A 15,732-nucleotide genomic window follows, 5' to 3' on the forward strand; every position below is an offset into this window, starting at 1 on the left:
TCCGTCCTAACTTGTATGGTTATCCAGCTTTTGGGCTTTCCCACGCTATGCAAGGTTACCCACCATACAAGCCAACCTCGGTTCGCTTGCGCTACGTTCCAAGACTCCCCCTCGGCTTCCTCCAGACAACACTGTTACCAGTGTCGCCCTTGCCTGCTGGTTGTCTTCCCGCTGGTTAGGCGACAGGGCTTCTTGCAGCCCATCGGCGCAGTAAGCATGCCAGGCACACATAAAGAATCCGGTGCCGCAAAGCACCGGATTTTTTATATCTTGTAATCTTTTTAATATCTGCCGTAAAGGGCTCCTAGGGCCTGGCACGCTCTGTAATCGGCCCCCTCTAAATCCTCGGTTCCAAAAGCTGACCAATAGCTTGGTCTAAAGATTTTATCTCGGGACACATTGTGCATCGCCACCGGAATTCGCAGAATGGAAGCCATGGTAATCAAATCGGCACCGATGTGGCCGTAGCTGAACACACCATGGTTGGCGCCCCAGTTGGCCATTACTGTGTAGACATCTTTAAAGGCTCCCTTGCCGGTTGTGTTGGGCACAAACCAAGTTGTAGGCCAAGTCGGATCAGTGCGGTTGTTGAGGATTGCATGCACGTCGTCAGGAATGTCAACAGTATAACCCTCAGCGATCTGGAGCACCGGACCTAAACCTTTCACCAGATTAAGTCTGGTCAAGGTTACCGGCATACCGCCCTTGGACTTAAAGTTAGCTGAGAATCCGCCCCCGCGGAAGTAGCCTCGGTTGGCGGGACGCCATGGGGTTGCGTCAAGGCATTTCTTGGCTTCTTCTTCAGTGATTTCCCAGAACGGCTTCATAGCCGGTTGGCCGTCAATGGTCTGCTCGCCAGATCCATCCAGGGCGGCAGAACCGGAGTTGATTAAGTGAATCATACCATCAGCTGCTCGTCCGGTGAGCTCATGTCCGGTAACCCGCTTAACTGCTTCCGGACTCCAATAGGTGCGCACATCAGCAAATACCTGAGCGGTATTGGTGAGGAGATGACCGAGCGCCATGCACACACCGTTAAGAGTATCGTTTTCGGTAGCAACTAAGAAAGGCTGGCGGATGCCGTTCCAATCAAAGGATGAGTTGAGGATCGACTCCATAAAGTCGCCGTTGGGGAAATAGTCGGTCCACTGCCTCTGTCCTTGGAATCCGGCAATCAGCGCGTTGCGTCCCAGCGCTTCTTCGCCAAAGCCCATTTCATCAAGCTTAGGATTGCCGATCATTAAGTCCCGGGCAATCAAAGCCATTTTTACCACAAACTCCCAATCTTGATCCAGCTGTTCCCGGGTTGCCCTAAACTCAGGCGGATTGAGATCAGGGCCTTCCTTGCAGTTTTCTTTCACCCAGGCCAGCGCCCGCTCATATTCTTCCTGATCGTAGATGCCCGATTCAATGCGGCGGATAAACTCAGACTGGTCAATGTACTCATTGCGCATGCCCAAATAGTTTTGGAAAAAGGCCTCGTCCACCATCGAGCCGGCAATACCCATCGAAACAGAACCCATTGACAGATAAGAAGTTCCTCTCATCATGGCTACAGCCAAACCGGCTTTGACAAAGCGGAGGATTTTCTCCTTTACATCTTCCGGAATTGTATTGTCGCCCGCATCCTGCACATCGCGGCCGTAGATGCCAAACGCCGGCAGGCCTTTTTGGTTGTGAGCAGCTAAAACCGCAGCTAAGTAAACTGCGCCCGGACGCTCAGAGCCGTTAAAACCCCAAATTGCTTTGGGGGTAAAGGGATCCATGTCCATTGTTTCACTGCCGTAGCACCAGCAGGGGGTAACGGTCAGGGATACGCCTACACCTTCCCGCTCGAATTTATCAGCAGCCATCGCCGCTTCTGCCACACCGCCGATGCAGGTGTCAGCGATAACACACTCTACTGGCTGTCCGTTCGGATACCGGAGGTTCTCACTGATCAGCTGCGCAGCAGCCTTGGCCAGCCCCATGGTCTGGTCTTCTAAGGATTCCCTTACGCCTTTACGTCTTCCATCAATAACAGGACGAATACCGACTTTCGGCAGACGTCCCTTTAAACGCCATTCATTGCCCATGAACTTGCCTCCCCTTTCCATGTTTATCTCTGTTATAATTATTAGAGAAAGCAGGAACAAATCCTGCCGATTGTTCTAGAATTTGGAAATATGTAAAGCTAGGTTAGAAAGGAAGTTGAAGAATGGTTAAACTGGGGAATGATTGGGATGATCTGTTGGGAAGTGAGTTTCAGAAAGACTATTACCTAAAGCTGCGGCAGTTTCTGATTCACGAATACCGCAATCATACCATTTATCCCGATATGTACGATATCTTAAACGCGCTGAAAATTACCTCCTATGCTGATACTAAGGTAGTAATCATCGGCCAGGACCCCTACCACGGCCCCAACCAGGCCCATGGACTGGCTTTTTCCGTGAAGCCGGGTGTGGCAGTTCCGCCTTCGCTGGTAAACATCTTTAAGGAGCTCCAGGATGATCTCGGCTGTTTTATGCCTGATAACGGCTATTTAGTACCCTGGGCAGAGCAGGGAGTGCTGCTGTTAAACGCTGTTTTAACAGTGCGGGCAGGACAGGCCCATTCCCACCGCAGTCGGGGTTGGGAGCTGTTTACTGACAAGGTAATCGAGCTTTTGAACAAAAAAAATACCCCGGTGGTATTTCTCCTCTGGGGTAATAATGCTAAACGCAAGGCTAAAGCCATAACTAACCCCAGCCACCTGGTGCTGACCGCAGCCCATCCCAGTCCCCTGTCAGCCTCCCGGGGATTCTTCGGCTGCAGGCACTTTTCCCAAACCAACCGCTTTCTCACAAGCTGCGGTTTAGAACCGATCAAATGGCAGATTCCGCTAATGCGGACTGAATAGCCTTGGATTGGATCTCGACGCGGCAGGTCACATCCTGATCATTTTTGCAAATGGTCAGCTTGCCTCCGATTTCAGAAGCAATCTGACGGCAGATCGGCAATTTAAATGACCTAAATTCACAATGTGAATAGTCAGTGTTGTTGTGTCTCACTTCTAAGACCGCGGATCCGTGGACAGAATACCAGCGCAGCCAAACCCGAGGCTCTGTTTTTTCGACCACCGCCTCAAAGGCTGCATCAACCAAATTTGACATCAATCGGGCAGCTAAGCGCTTGGTATGTTCATCTGCGGGAGGCTCTGCCTGCACCATAGCGAGGAATCGGATTTTCTTCTGCTCCGCCTGCTCCTGCTTCCGCTCGAGAACTGTTTCCCAGGGATCGTGGGGAAAGAAAGCGGAGTGATGCTCATATTTATCGGATTGATCGGCTGCCATAAACTGCAGATAGCTTTCGGCAGCTTCATATTGGCCTACCTGCAGGTAAGCAGTAACAACCGAAATCTGATTGAGGATGTCATTGCGCTCTTCCTGCATGAGAGCCGCCATTTTCTTGGCATAATCTGCCTGAGCCCGGCAGATCTCCTGCTGCAGTTTATTTTCTTTATGAATCTGTTTCAGCAGCCGCAGAATCCAGCAGAAAAAAACCAGCATCGCTGCTCCGAGGCAGACCACGGTCAATGCTATAGAGCTGTTCAGATCAGGTGTGCTAAAAAAGATTAGATTCAGAGCAGCGTACTTAATTCCAAGTATAATCAATGCACCTGAAATTAAGAAAATTCTAGAGCGAACCACTGAAAAACTCCCCCTATAACGCATCAAGCAGGAAAATACCGGTGGCGATGCGAAGAATCTGTTATACCAAAAACAAGGAGCGATAATTAATGTGGCCTAAGAATGCATCAAAGTCTCACATCATTACCTTTACCGCAGTAACTCTTCTTGCCAGCTGGGGTATTGCATATTTGGTTGCTAATAATGCCAATCAGATTGGCATTTTAGGAATGGTAATGGTGATTCCCACTATCACTGCAATCTCCCTGAATATTATCCATCATAGATCAATTTTTAATATATATCAACCGGTAGTAACCGGCACTACCCGCAAATCTCTAGTGTTTGCAGTGCTGTATCCCATTGCATTTGCCGCTTTAACAGGTGTGATTGCCCTGTTAACCGGCAAAGCTGAAATCAACAGCGGCAGTCTTCCCCTGCCTACCGATTACCTGCTCCATCTAGTGGGTATTGTCCTGTTTATGGTGATGGCTTTCGGCGAAGAGTACGGCTGGCGAGGATTTCTCCTGCCTGCTCTCAGCGAACATTACGGCAAGCTGACGGCTGCGCTGTTAGTGGGAGCGGTATGGGCTTTGTACCATGCACCCGGCTCCTATGTTACTGCAGCTCAGTTGGGGGCCGCCAATCCATGGCTCTATACTCTCGTCCAAATGCTCCTGCTCATAGCCCGGTCCTTACCTTTGGCTTACTGCTACTTTCAAACTAAGGGCAGCATCATTGGCGTGATTTTATTCCGGGCTGTCTGGGACATTGCCCATGGACTTGTCCTCGGACAAACTGCCGGAGAAGCAAGAACGATCTTAACCGGCAGTTACTTCCTGACCGGCGTTATTTCCTGGGAGTTAGTTTTAAGCCTAGCCGCAGCAGTGTGGTTTGCCATCAAACTTAAGAAAGAAGCCTGATTCGTAGGAACCAGGCTTTTTTTTATCTTTGAACCCGTCCTGATGCGTCGCCGCCTGCTAAATTCTCTACTTCGGCTACCGATACCAAGTTGTAGTCGCCGTAGATGGTGTGCTTCAAGGAAGAAGCTGCAACTGCGAATTCCAGCGCTTCACCTACCGGCTTGCCGGTAACCAGTCCGTAAATCAGACCAGCAGCAAAGGAGTCGCCGCCACCAACTCGGTCAACAATATGCAGCTTGTACACTTTGGAGCGGTAGTATTCATTGCCGTCATAGATCATGGCAGACCAGCCGTTATCAGAGGCTGAATAGCTTTCGCGCAGGGTAGATCCAACATATTTAAATCCAAATTTGTCTTTCATCTGCTTGAAGATGTCTTTGTAGCCTTCAAGATCGAGTTCGCCGGTAGTAACATCGCTCTTACCTGGTTTGAAACCAAGAGTAATGTCAGCGTCCTCTTCGTTGCCGATGCAGACATCCACATACTGCATCAGGTGAGTCATGACTTTCCGGGCTTTCTCCGGAGTCCACAGTTTTTTGCGGTAGTTAAGGTCAACACTGACTGTTACGCCGTGCTTTTTCGCAGCGATCAGAGCAGCTTCAGTAAGCTCGGTGGCTTTATCACTGATTGCCGGAGTAATACCGCTCCAGTGGAACCAGTCAGCATCTTTAAAGATCTCGTCAAAGTCAAAATCAGAAACATCGGCTTCAGCGATCGCTGAGCGAGCCCGGTCATAAATTACCTTGGACGCTCTTACGGATGCGCCAGTTTCTGCGTAATAGATTCCGACCCGGTCGCCACCTCTGGCAATATAATCAGTGTTAACGCCATAGCGGCGGAGACTGTTAACCGCTGCCTGACCGATTTCATGCTCCGGAAGCTTGGTTACAAAATAAGCGTCCAAACCATAATTGGCCAGGGATACTGCAACGTTTGCTTCCCCCCCGCCCCATACTACATCGAATGAATCTGTCTGCACAAAGCGCAGATTATTCGGAGGAGATAATCTTAACATTATCTCTCCCATGGTGACTACTTTTTTTGCCATAGCAACTTGCCTCCCATTATATATTGATCTAGAAATCCTAGTGTAAAAAGCTCCGCGAATATATTCGGCATCGAACGAAATTATCCTGCCAAAACTTAGATCTGATCCTAGTTTTTGCCAGCTTTACTGACGCTGTTTGATCCAATTAATCTTGCCGCCCATGAGCAGCACTGCTAGTTCTCGCTCACTCAACTCACATTTCACGCGGTAATCGCAGGAACGCGTGATATTCTTAACGATAACTTCATTTCCTGCCCTCAGCTGATCTTTAATATTTTCGATTTCCAGCTGATCCAATTCCTGAATCTGATCGTAATCCGCTTCATCGACGAAGGTCAACGGCACAATTCCGGCGTTGATCAGATTCGCCCGGTGAATGCGGGCAAAGCTTTTGGCCACAACTGCCTTGATCCCCAGATAAAGCGGGGCTAACGCAGCGTGCTCCCGGCTGGAACCCTGACCGTAGTTTTCTCCCGCCGCGATAATACCGCCGCTGTTTTCCTGCGCCCGCTTCGGAAAGTCGGGATCGCAGGGCGTGAGGCAGTATTCAGCCAAATAAGGAATATTGGAGCGGTAAGGCAGCAGTTTGGCATTGGACGGCATAATGTGATCAGTTGTGATGTGATCGCCCAGCTTGATCAAAACCTTACCAGCAAGCTTGTCGCCCATAGCCACGTTCTGAGGGAACGGCTTAATATTCGGCCCCCGAACCAGCTCGGCATCTGCTCCTTCCGGATCCGGTGGAATAATCATGTTATCGTTGATATGGAATTCTTCCGGCATCGGTACCTCCAGATCCACATTACAAGTCCTGGGATCGGTTAAAACTCCCGCTATGGCACTGGCTGCCGCAGTTTCCGGACTGACTAAATAGACACTGGCCGACATGGTGCCGCAGCGGCCTTTGAAATTGCGGTTAAATGTGCGAAGCGAGATGCCATCTGTTGGCGGCGCTTGACCCATGCCGATGCAGGGTCCACAGCCTGACTCAAGAATCCGGGCACCAGCTGCAATCAGATCTGCCAAGGCTCCGTTTTCAGCGAGCATGGTCAAAACCTGCTTGGAGCCGGGTGAAATTACGAGGCTGACATTAGGATGCACAGTTTTACCCTTGAGAATTCTCGCTGCCCGCATCAAGTCCTGATAGGAGCTGTTGGTGCAGCTGCCGATGGCAACTTGATCGATCTTAACCGGACCGATTTCCCGCACCTTCGCTACATTATCCGGACTGTGAGGTTTAGCTGCTAAAGGTTCAATTGCTCCTAAATCGATTACGATAGTGTGGTCGTACTCAGCATCTGGATCCGCTGCCAGGGGAGTCCAATCCTCTTCCCGCTTTTGAGCCCGCAGAAACTCTCTGGTGAGCTCATCACTGGGGAAGACCGAAGTTGTTGCCCCCAGCTCGGCGCCCATGTTGGTGATGGTGGCCCGCTCCGGCACACTTAAGTAAGCCAGGGCGTCGCCTGAGTATTCAAAAATCCTGCCTACCCCACCCTTAACAGTAAGGCGGCGAAGAATCTCTAAAATAATGTCTTTGGCAGTTACAAATGGAGCCAACTTACCGGTCAGCCGGATATTAACAATCTCCGGCATGGTCAGATAATAAGGCTCGCCTGCCATTGCTGCTGCCACATCAAGACCGCCTGCTCCGATTGCCAGCATGCCGATCCCGCCGTTTGTTGGGGTGTGGCTGTCGGAACCAAGCAGCGTTTGACCGGGCACTCCGAAGCGCTCTAGATGCACCTGGTGGCAGATGCCGTTGCCAGGACGGGAAAAATAGATTCCATATTTGCGCGCTGCCGATTGAATAAAGAGATGGTCATCGGCGTTCTCAAAACCTTCCTGCAGCATGTTGTGGTCGATGTAGGCCACTGACAGCTTGGTTTTAACCCGCTTGATGCCCATGGCTTCCAGCTGCAGATAAGCCATGGTTCCAGTTGAATCCTGGGTCAGAGTCTGGTCAATGCGAATGCCGATCTCTGTTCCCGGTGTCATATCTCCCTCAACCAAATGTGCTTGAATCAGTTTTTGCGCTAAATTTAAGCCCATGATTTCAATTCCCTTCCCAGAAGTGATGATTCAGAAATTGGATTTTTGCTCATCTAAATCCTTCATAAACGGGAAGTTCTAACGTCTAGTTAACAAATTCTTTCCAATAGCTGAGGGCATCGGCCAGAACATAGGCTGCTAAACCCGGCACAGTCACATAGCGGACTTTGATGGTCTCTAAAGCCATTTCTCCCGCCTTCTCTTTATTAACCACCACCACCCAATCATCTCCCGGAAGTGCCACTGTTTTCGGAACTCTATTGGCATTAAAGATTACGCAGATCTGGTGCCAGGGCTCCCTTGGCGCGTCAGTAATCACAAAACCTACCATATGCCCTGCCGGCATCGGCAGAAACCGCAGTTTGTTGCGAACTTCTTCCCCTGTTTGCATCCGAAATCCCGGGTGGCGGCGGCGGAGCAGAATCAAGCCCTGGACATAGCGGAACACATCAAAATAGCGGGCTTTCCGGGACCAATCGATTTTGTTGACTTCATCCCCCGCATTGTAGCTGTTGGAATGGCCATTTTTGGTGCGCAAAAACTCGGAGCCGGAGTGGAGAAAAGGTACGCCCTGGGAGGTCAGGACAACTGCCAGCGCCATCTTGTGCATGGCAATCCGCTCCTCTTCGCTGTCGGCTGGATTGGTCACAGCAAGCTTATCCCAGAGCGTTAAGTTGTCGTGGGCGGAGCAGTAGTTAATCGCCTGAGCCGGTTCCGCCGCCCAGGCAAAGCGGGAGTAGAGCACCTGATTATAATCAACTTGATCATGGGCGGTGGCTCCCACTACCCCACATTTGATGCTTTCCTCCATACCAGCAGCTCCGTTAACAAATCCGGCTTGGTTTTCGAAAAACACATGGCCTTTAATGGCATCCCGGAGATCATCATTGAAAACTCCGGTACCCGGCAGCTGCCGCACATTGCCCTTGATGGCTTTAAGATGATCCGGTAGCGGCGAATGGCCTCCCACCCAGCCTTCACCAAACATGATGATGGCAGGATCGATCTGGTTTAACCGGCTGCGGATCTCATTGATCGTGGCAATATCGAATAAACCCATGAGATCAAAGCGGAATCCATCAATTATGTACTCCTCGGCCCAATAGCAAATCGAGTCAATAATCATTTTCCGCACCATATACCGCTCCGTGGCCAGCTCATTGCCGCAGCCGGACCCGTCCGTGAATGTGCCGTGAGCGTCCTGGCGGTAGTAATAGCCAGGGACCAGCTTGTTGAGGTGAGAATTTTTGCTTAAATATGTGTGGTTGTAAACTACGTCCATGATGATCCGAAAGCCGTGTTCCTTCAAGGTGAGGATCATCTGCTTAAGTTCTCTGATGCGGACAACTCCGTGATAGGGATCGGTGGCGTATGACCCTTCCGGAATATTGTAGTTTTGGGGATCATAACCCCAGTTGTATTCTTCATCATCAAATCTGCTTTCATCGACGGTACAAAAGTCATAAACAGGCATCAGCTGAATATGGGTCACTCCCAGCTCTTTTAAATGGCTTAATCCAGTAGCCAGTTTTTGGGGACTAGAAGTGCCGACCTCAGCTAAACCTAGGTATTTACCCCTATGCTTGACTCCCGATGATTCATCGATGGTAAAATCGCGGATGTGCAGTTCATAGATGACCGCATCGGTAAAATGATCAAGGGGAGCTGTTTTCAGCAGATCCCAGCCTTGGGGATTAGTGCGGTTGAGATCCACCACCATGCCCCGCTTGCCATTAACCCCGCAGGCTTTAGCATAGGGATCCACTACCTCAGCGGAACCTTCATATGTAGTTACCAGGTAGTTGTAATACACGCCGTGGAGATCTCCCATCAGCTCTGCGGTCCACGTGCCTTTTTCACTTTTCAGCATTGGATGCTGCTCCCCCCCGGAGTCGTTGCCGGTGGGATAAATCACCAGCATTACTTTCTCCGCAGTGGGAGCCCACACCCGAAACCTGCTTTTATCCGGAAAATATGTTGCACCTAAATCGTTCCCAGTGTAGTGATAGCGTGCGGCAAACTCTTGACTAGTAAAATCTAGCTTCAGCTCCGGCATCGGGCACCATTCCCTTACTATTCTCTGATTCTTCCTTAGTGTGTCTTAATTGTGGGGACAATAAAACACCATTTACCGGATTCGTGCAGTTTCTTCCGGTAAATGGTGCTGATTGCTTCAAATTACTGCGGCAGATAGGTTTTCAGTTCGACTGAGTTGCGGATCAGCTCGCGGCCTTCCTCCAGGTTCTTGATTTCGCCTTTAGCCATCAGCTGAGCTAGGATATTGCCCATGGCGGTCGCTTCGATGGGACCAGTAATCACTTTCCGTCCAGTGATATTGGCAGTGAACTGGCAGAGGATTTCGGCTTGAATGCCGCCGCCCACCATGTGGATCGTTTCAATCTTTCTGCCGATCATCTGCTCCAGCCGTTCAATCGTCATCTTATAGCTTACCGCCAAGCTCTCATAAACAGTTCTGGCCATTTCGCCGTAGGTCTCCGGTACATCCTGGTTGGTTTCCCGGCAGTACGCGGCGATTGCCTCAGGCATATTTTCCGGGCTTAAGAAGCGAGGATCATCGGGATCAATGATCGCCTTAAGGGGCGCTTTTTCCGCAGCTTGACTGATGTCGCTCCAGGACAGATCCATGCCGTCCCGGTTCCAGATCCGGCGGCACTCCTGAATCAGCCACAGCCCGCTGATGTTTTTCAGGAAGCGGACTGTTTTGTTGACTCCGCCTTCATTAGTGAAGTTTTCTTTTTGCGACAGCTCATTGATAACCGGCTCCGGCAGCTCCATACCTAACAGCGACCAGGTACCGCTGCTGATGTAAATGCTGTTCTCGCTGTCGGTCAGGGGGGTGGCTGCCACGGCAGACGCAGTATCATGGCTGCCCACAGCAATCACCGGGATATCGTAGTTGACGCCGGTCTGCTGCTTTATATTCTCGGTAATGGTGCCAATTACCTCACCTGGGAAGATGATATCCTGCATAATATCTAAGGGCAGGTTCAGCTTTGCAAACAGCGGCTCAGCCCAAGCAAATGTCTGAGGATTGCACATCTGTGATGTGGAAGCAATCGTGTATTCATTGTACTTTTTACCGGTTAGGAAGAAGTTGAGCAGATCTGGGATGAACAAGAGACTTTTAGCATTTTCCAGCATCCACGGCCGGTACTTCCGCTCTGCATAGAGCTGGATCAGGGTGTTAATCTGCATAAACTGGATGCCGGTGTTGGCATAAATCTCATCAGCGCTCACTTTGGTAAAGATCTCGTCTAACAGATCATCGGTGCGCTTATCCCGGTAGTGGTAGGGATTGCCCATGAGATTGTCGTTTTCATCTAAGAGACCGTAATCCACACCCCAGGTATCGATGCCCAGGCTGTCAATGCGGTCTACCGCTTGGTTTGCCTTCATCAATCCGGTTTTGATCTGGGCATATAGATCCAAGATATTCCAATAGAGATGGCCGTTGATATTCTCAGCGCCGTTGGGAAACTTGTGGACTTCCAGCAGCTCAATTTTCGTGCCATCATATTGACCGATAATCGCCCGGCCGTTTGACGCGCCTAAGTCAAAGGCCAGTAAATTTAATTTCCGTGCCATGTAATCACCTCAACTATTATTTGCATACGCCAACGGTTATGAGAATATTGGCGTAGGTGCGTGTGTCTGCTGATACTAGTACTAAACAGAGATCAGGATTGTCTACTGCGCAGTCATAAAACTCAAAGCGCCCTAACCTGTTAAACTCCGCGGTCTCCGGGAGAATCTTTTTAAACTCAGCGAAGATTTCCGGCTCCGGCCCTTCCGCTGGCGCCATTACAGTGGCTGCTTCGATTTCAATCGTATCGGCAATTACCTGCAGCAGATCAGTTACCGATACCAATCCGGGGCTGATATTTAAGTAGATCTTTTCAACTCCCGGTTTAGTCTTGGTAGACGCGGGATAGTGACCATCGGTGATCAGGATCTGCGCACCGTGACCGGCGGCAGCCAAAGCTCTGATAATATCCGGATGGAGCAGTTTAGTTTTTAACATCAGAACACACCTCCGTGGGAAGATTAAGCACCCAAATGCAGCAGTTCGAGTGCATTTGGGTGCAGAGTATTTTTTATTTTACTTTCTTCAAGCGGATCACATTCCAGGACAGGGGTGCAAGCACCGATCTGACGGTGTTTTGATCTACTGCGGTTTTTCCATCTTCAGTCGGAGCAACATTGTTGGGATTGTCCTTGGAGTTAACTGCTTTTACATCGGTATTGGTGAGGACAATGTGTTTGTCCAATGCAAGCTCGCCGTAACCCCGGAGTTCAGTTTCTAGTTCCAGCTCTTCATCGAGACTGCGGTTGACTGCAAAGACGGTGAGGTAATCCTCATCGTTATCGACAGCGATTGCTTCGAGGTATGGAACATCCTTAAAGCGCTTACTGTCGTATTTCGGCGAGTCAATTACCGGCTGCAGCACTGTGCCTCTGCCGAAGTTGGAAGCGTGCATGTACGGATAGAAGATAGTCTGCCGCCACGCTGGACCCATGTTTTCGGTCATAATCGGCGCAATCACGTTAACAAGCTGAGCTTGACAGCCGATTTTTACCCGGTCCGCGTGCTTGAGCAGAGATATTAACAGCGTGCCCACAACCAGGGCATCCTCATGGGTGTAAATGTCTTCAAGCTGCGGCGGTGCAACCTGCCACGGCTCTAACTGACGGTCCTGGGCATGGGAATGGAACCAAACATTCCACTCATCAAAGGAAAGGTAGAGTGTTTTGCGGCTGCGTTTCTTTGCTTTAACATAGTCGCAGACAGCAATTACTGTTTTAATGAACTGATCCATATCCAGAGATGATGCTAAGAAACTTGGTGTATCATCGTGGGGATTGCCGTAGTATGTATGGAGCGAAATGTAATCGACAACATCATAGCAGTGATCTAAAACGGTAGCTTCCCACTCCGGAAACGTTCTCATTCCGCTGTTGGAGCTGCCGCAGGCCACCAGTTTGATGGAAGGATCCAGCATTTTCATCACTTTACCGGTTTCAGCTGCCAGCCTGCCGTATTCGTGGGCAGTTTTGTGCCCGATCTGCCAGGGACCATCCATTTCATTACCCAAACACCAAACCTTAATATTGTGTGGATCTTCGTAGCCATGGGAACGGCGCAGATCACTCCAGTAGCTGCCCGATGGATGGTTGCAGTACTCTAAGAGATTGCGGGCAGCATCAATGCCTCTTGTGCCCAGGTTGACTGCCATCATCGGCTCTGTGCCGGCTTTTTTAGTCCAATCCATAAACTCGTTGACGCCCACTTCGTTTGTTTCAACAGTTCTCCAAGCCAGCTCCAGGCGGCGGGGACGCTCTTCCTTAGGTCCGACCCCGTCCTCCCAGTTGTAGCCGGATACAAAGTTACCGCCGGGATAGCGGACAATCGGCACGTCGATTTCCCGCACCAGATCGATTACGTCCTGGCGGAAACCATCATCATCAGCTGTAGGATGTCCCGGTTCATAAATACCACCGTATACTGCTCTACCTAAGTGTTCGACAAAAGAACCAAATAATCTCTTGTCCACTTCTCCAATCTTAAAGTCTTTTTCAATTATTAACCTTGCTTTCATGCCTACACCTCGATTCTTAATCCATTTTACCAAATCAATTCACGGAAAGGCTTCCGTTTTCCTGCATTTTCCAAAGGTTTTTTGGACAGAAGGGGGAAGTCCCCCTTCTGTTACTATTCGATGCGAACTGCCTTTTCCTGGGCAATTAAGCAGAGTTCGGCAGCCTTAAAGGCGTGCTCTTGGGTCATCGCGTTTTCAGTGCGGTTTAAGCAGTCAAGAATCAGCTGGCCGAAGAAAGGATAGCCAACCTTGCCTCTTAAGGAGAAGTGGAACTCCCCTTCATTATTGACCAAGTAAAGCTGGTCTCCTCCCATCTTTCTGCCGATGTCAACGTACTTGCGCAGTTCAATATAGCCGTCGGTACCGAGAATCAGGGTGCGGCCGTCCCCCCAGGTGCTTAAGCCATCCGGTGTGTACCAGTCTACCCTGAAGTAGTTGGTGGCACCATTATCGCCGACTAGGTTGGCATCGCCGAAATCCTCCAGCTCCGGATACTGATCCTTGTAGCTGTAATTGGCGACGCGGCTGCTGACAACTTCCGCATCTTTACAATCTGCGTAGTAGAGGAACTGCTCGATTTGGTGCGAGCCGATATCGATTAGTATCCCACCGTATTGATCCTTTTCAAAGAACCACTGCGGCCGGCTGGGAGCATTCAATCTGTGCGGCCCTAAACCGATTACCTGAAGCACCCTGCCGATTGCGCCGTCCTTAATCAAAGCTCCGGCGTGAACCGCGCTTTCCACATGAAGTCTTTCACTGTAATAAACAGCGTACTTCAAGCCAGTCTCAGCGCACTTCTGCCGCGCCCGCTCCAGCTGCTCCAAAGTGGTAAATGGAGCTTTGTCGGTAAAGTAGTCTTTGCCGTGATCCATTACCCGCAGTCCCAAATCGCAGCGGAGAGCAGGGATCGCTGCCCCGGCCACCATTTGAACTTCCGGATCCTGCAGCACCTGCTGCTCGCTTTCAGCAATTTTAACCTGCGGATAGCGCTTCGCAAAGGCGGCTGCTTTCTCCGGATCCGGATCGTACACCCATTTGAGGGTTGCGCCGGCCTCAATCAGACCGTTGGACATCCCATAGATGTGGCCGTGGTCGAGGCCCACAGCAGCAAAGATAAAATCGCCCGGTTTGCAGACAGGATCCGGCTTCCCCTGGGGCGCGTAGTTCATACCATCGCGTTTATCCAAGCTGACCACTTCCTTCTACTTAAATGGATTAAACTCAGTCAGTCCTTCCAGGCTTACAGTTTCAGTGGGCTGAGCCCATTCTACCCCGATATCCGAGAGCAGTTTTCTTTCTGCGCAGGCTTTGTCCATCAAGGGCACAATATCTTGGACCAGGGTGCGCAGATCGCCTTTTTCTTCAAATTCTTTTACGTACTCAGCTGGAATCTCCCGCACCTTCTTGGAAGATAAGTAGAGCCCATTGACCGCCAGCACAAAGCTGCGGGTATTCTCCAGTGTGGATGGCAGCTGATCGATTTCACCGCGGAACTTCTTAGCCGGAAGTCGGAATACCTCCAGGTAGGGATCAAGTCCTTCGTTGTCAAACTCTTCGACTCGGCCGTCATTCCAGGTAATCTTGGTTTTCTCGGTGTTCACCCAGGTTACCACAGCTTTGTCGGTAACAATTTCGGTAACCGGTCCGTAGTTAACATCTGGGCAGTGGGTTACGTAGAAGTAGATGCCGACATCGTCTTTAGTTTTGATTTCAAGACAGGTAGTGTCACTGGATTGAATATAGGTATGGCCGCGGTACATTTCCGCTCTGATCGTTTTCAGCTCAGCGCTGTCCTGCTCAGTGGTGCCCGCTAAGAAGAGCATATTCTGGAGATAGTGGGCCAGCGCGTTGTGAACCGGTCCATCTAAGACCAGCTGGCTGTTGTAGACTAAGCGTCCAGCCCAAGCGTTGCGGTCATAGTAGGACTTTAGGCGCGGCCAGTATCCCCGGGTAGCAATATTCTGCAGTTTGCCCAGCTCACCGTTTAAGAGCATTTTCTTCAGTTTATGGATGGTGCGGCTGTGCATAAACTGGAATCCAACCGAGCAGAATTTACCGGTTTCCTGCTCAACTCTGCGCAGGTAATCCATTTCATCGATGGTGGGAACCGGCGGCTTTTCCATAATGACATCATAGCCTGCCAGCATCGCTTTGGCAGCCAGTTCACCGTGGCTGGGAATGGAAGTGGGCAGGCAGATAATATCTACGGTGTCTTTGGCTTCGTTGAGCAGCTGCTCATAGTAATTGTAGATAGTTACTCCTTCTGCTTTTAACTCTTCAACCCGCTTGGCATTGCGTTTTTGGTCAGTTACAACAACTGCAACCAGCTTGCCTTCGCCGGTTTCTTCCAACTGCTTTACTCTTCTGTAGTGGGCGTTAGCGAAGTTTCGCACACCAACAATCGCAAAGCGTACACTCACTCAAATCCTCTCCTATCTAAA

The 15,732-nt window shown here is 50.3% G+C and carries 12 protein-coding genes; 2 read left to right on the top strand and 10 right to left on the bottom strand.

Annotation, left to right across the window (positions count from 1 at the left end):
- Window positions 1–281: 281 nt before the first annotated feature.
- The gene (locus GX019_05725; protein ID HHT36660.1) at window positions 282–2,075 is read right to left on the bottom strand and encodes an L-fucose isomerase; all 1,794 of its coding nucleotides are present in this window, start codon (window positions 2,073–2,075) and stop codon (window positions 282–284) included.
- Window positions 2,076–2,197: 122 nt separating this feature from the next.
- Between GX019_05725 and GX019_05730 the strand changes: the two genes are divergently transcribed.
- Window positions 2,198–2,881: a uracil-DNA glycosylase gene (locus GX019_05730; GenBank protein ID HHT36661.1), complete on the top strand. Its 684-nt coding sequence runs from the start codon at window positions 2,198–2,200 to the stop codon at window positions 2,879–2,881.
- Here the strand turns inward: GX019_05730 and GX019_05735 are convergent.
- Window positions 2,847–3,671 carry a hypothetical protein gene (locus GX019_05735; protein ID HHT36662.1) on the bottom strand — a complete coding sequence of 275 codons (825 nt, stop codon included), beginning with the start codon at window positions 3,669–3,671 and terminating at the stop codon, window positions 2,847–2,849. The two genes, GX019_05730 and GX019_05735, sit on opposite strands and share 35 nt — an antisense overlap.
- 89 nt (window positions 3,672–3,760) lie before the next feature.
- On the opposite strand from GX019_05735, the gene GX019_05740 reads away from it, so the two are divergent.
- The gene (locus GX019_05740; GenBank protein ID HHT36663.1) at window positions 3,761–4,573 is read left to right on the top strand and encodes a CPBP family intramembrane metalloprotease; all 813 of its coding nucleotides are present in this window, start codon (window positions 3,761–3,763) and stop codon (window positions 4,571–4,573) included.
- Window positions 4,574–4,595: 22 nt separating this feature from the next.
- Here GX019_05740 and GX019_05745 read toward each other — a convergent pair whose 3' ends face one another.
- From GX019_05745 to GX019_05780, 8 genes are all read right to left on the bottom strand, one after another.
- Window positions 4,596–5,621 (bottom strand): sugar kinase, encoded by a 1,026-nt coding sequence (locus GX019_05745; GenBank protein ID HHT36664.1) that lies wholly within the window; start codon window positions 5,619–5,621, stop codon window positions 4,596–4,598.
- A 123-nt stretch (window positions 5,622–5,744) separates the two neighbouring features.
- Entirely contained in the window at window positions 5,745–7,670 is a 1,926-nt protein-coding gene (locus GX019_05750; GenBank protein HHT36665.1) for an aconitate hydratase, read from the bottom strand.
- An 85-nt stretch (window positions 7,671–7,755) separates the two neighbouring features.
- Window positions 7,756–9,726: a type I pullulanase gene (gene pulA / locus GX019_05755; GenBank protein ID HHT36666.1), complete on the bottom strand. Its 1,971-nt coding sequence runs from the start codon at window positions 9,724–9,726 to the stop codon at window positions 7,756–7,758.
- 122 nt (window positions 9,727–9,848) lie between these two features.
- Window positions 9,849–11,276 (bottom strand): rhamnulokinase, encoded by a 1,428-nt coding sequence (locus tag GX019_05760; protein HHT36667.1) that lies wholly within the window; start codon window positions 11,274–11,276, stop codon window positions 9,849–9,851.
- 16 nt (window positions 11,277–11,292) lie between these two features.
- The gene (locus GX019_05765) at window positions 11,293–11,712 is read right to left on the bottom strand and encodes an RbsD or FucU transport (GenBank protein HHT36668.1); all 420 of its coding nucleotides are present in this window, start codon (window positions 11,710–11,712) and stop codon (window positions 11,293–11,295) included.
- A gap of 73 nt (window positions 11,713–11,785) precedes the next feature.
- A complete protein-coding gene (locus GX019_05770; protein ID HHT36669.1) occupies window positions 11,786–13,288 on the bottom strand; it encodes an alpha-N-arabinofuranosidase in 1,503 nt (500 codons plus the stop codon).
- A gap of 113 nt (window positions 13,289–13,401) precedes the next feature.
- Complete coding sequence (locus tag GX019_05775) at window positions 13,402–14,478, bottom strand: Gfo/Idh/MocA family oxidoreductase (GenBank protein ID HHT36670.1); 1,077 nt, start codon at window positions 14,476–14,478, stop codon at window positions 13,402–13,404.
- A gap of 15 nt (window positions 14,479–14,493) precedes the next feature.
- On the bottom strand, window positions 14,494–15,711 hold the full coding sequence (locus GX019_05780; protein HHT36671.1) for a Gfo/Idh/MocA family oxidoreductase: 1,218 nt from the start codon (window positions 15,709–15,711) through the stop codon (window positions 14,494–14,496).
- Window positions 15,712–15,732 lie beyond the last annotated feature (21 nt).

This window comes from Bacillota bacterium (assembly GCA_012837335.1).
GTDB lineage: Bacteria > Bacillota > Limnochordia > Darwinibacteriales > DTU012 > DTU012.

Bases quoted from the DNA above. Each gene is read 5' to 3' on its own strand.
- GX019_05725 (HHT36660.1), bottom strand. From the start codon at position 2,075: ATGGGCAATGAATGGCGTTTAAAGGGACGTCTGCCGAAAGTCGGTATT.
- GX019_05730 (HHT36661.1), top strand. From the start codon at position 2,198: ATGGTTAAACTGGGGAATGATTGGGATGATCTGTTGGGAAGTGAGTTT.
- GX019_05740 (HHT36663.1), top strand. From the start codon at position 3,761: ATGTGGCCTAAGAATGCATCAAAGTCTCACATCATTACCTTTACCGCA.
- GX019_05745 (HHT36664.1), bottom strand. From the start codon at position 5,621: ATGGCAAAAAAAGTAGTCACCATGGGAGAGATAATGTTAAGATTATCT.
- GX019_05750 (HHT36665.1), bottom strand. From the start codon at position 7,670: ATGGGCTTAAATTTAGCGCAAAAACTGATTCAAGCACATTTGGTTGAG.
- pulA (HHT36666.1), bottom strand. From the start codon at position 9,726: ATGCCGGAGCTGAAGCTAGATTTTACTAGTCAAGAGTTTGCCGCACGC.
- GX019_05760 (HHT36667.1), bottom strand. From the start codon at position 11,276: ATGGCACGGAAATTAAATTTACTGGCCTTTGACTTAGGCGCGTCAAAC.
- GX019_05765 (HHT36668.1), bottom strand. From the start codon at position 11,712: ATGTTAAAAACTAAACTGCTCCATCCGGATATTATCAGAGCTTTGGCT.
- GX019_05770 (HHT36669.1), bottom strand. From the start codon at position 13,288: ATGAAAGCAAGGTTAATAATTGAAAAAGACTTTAAGATTGGAGAAGTG.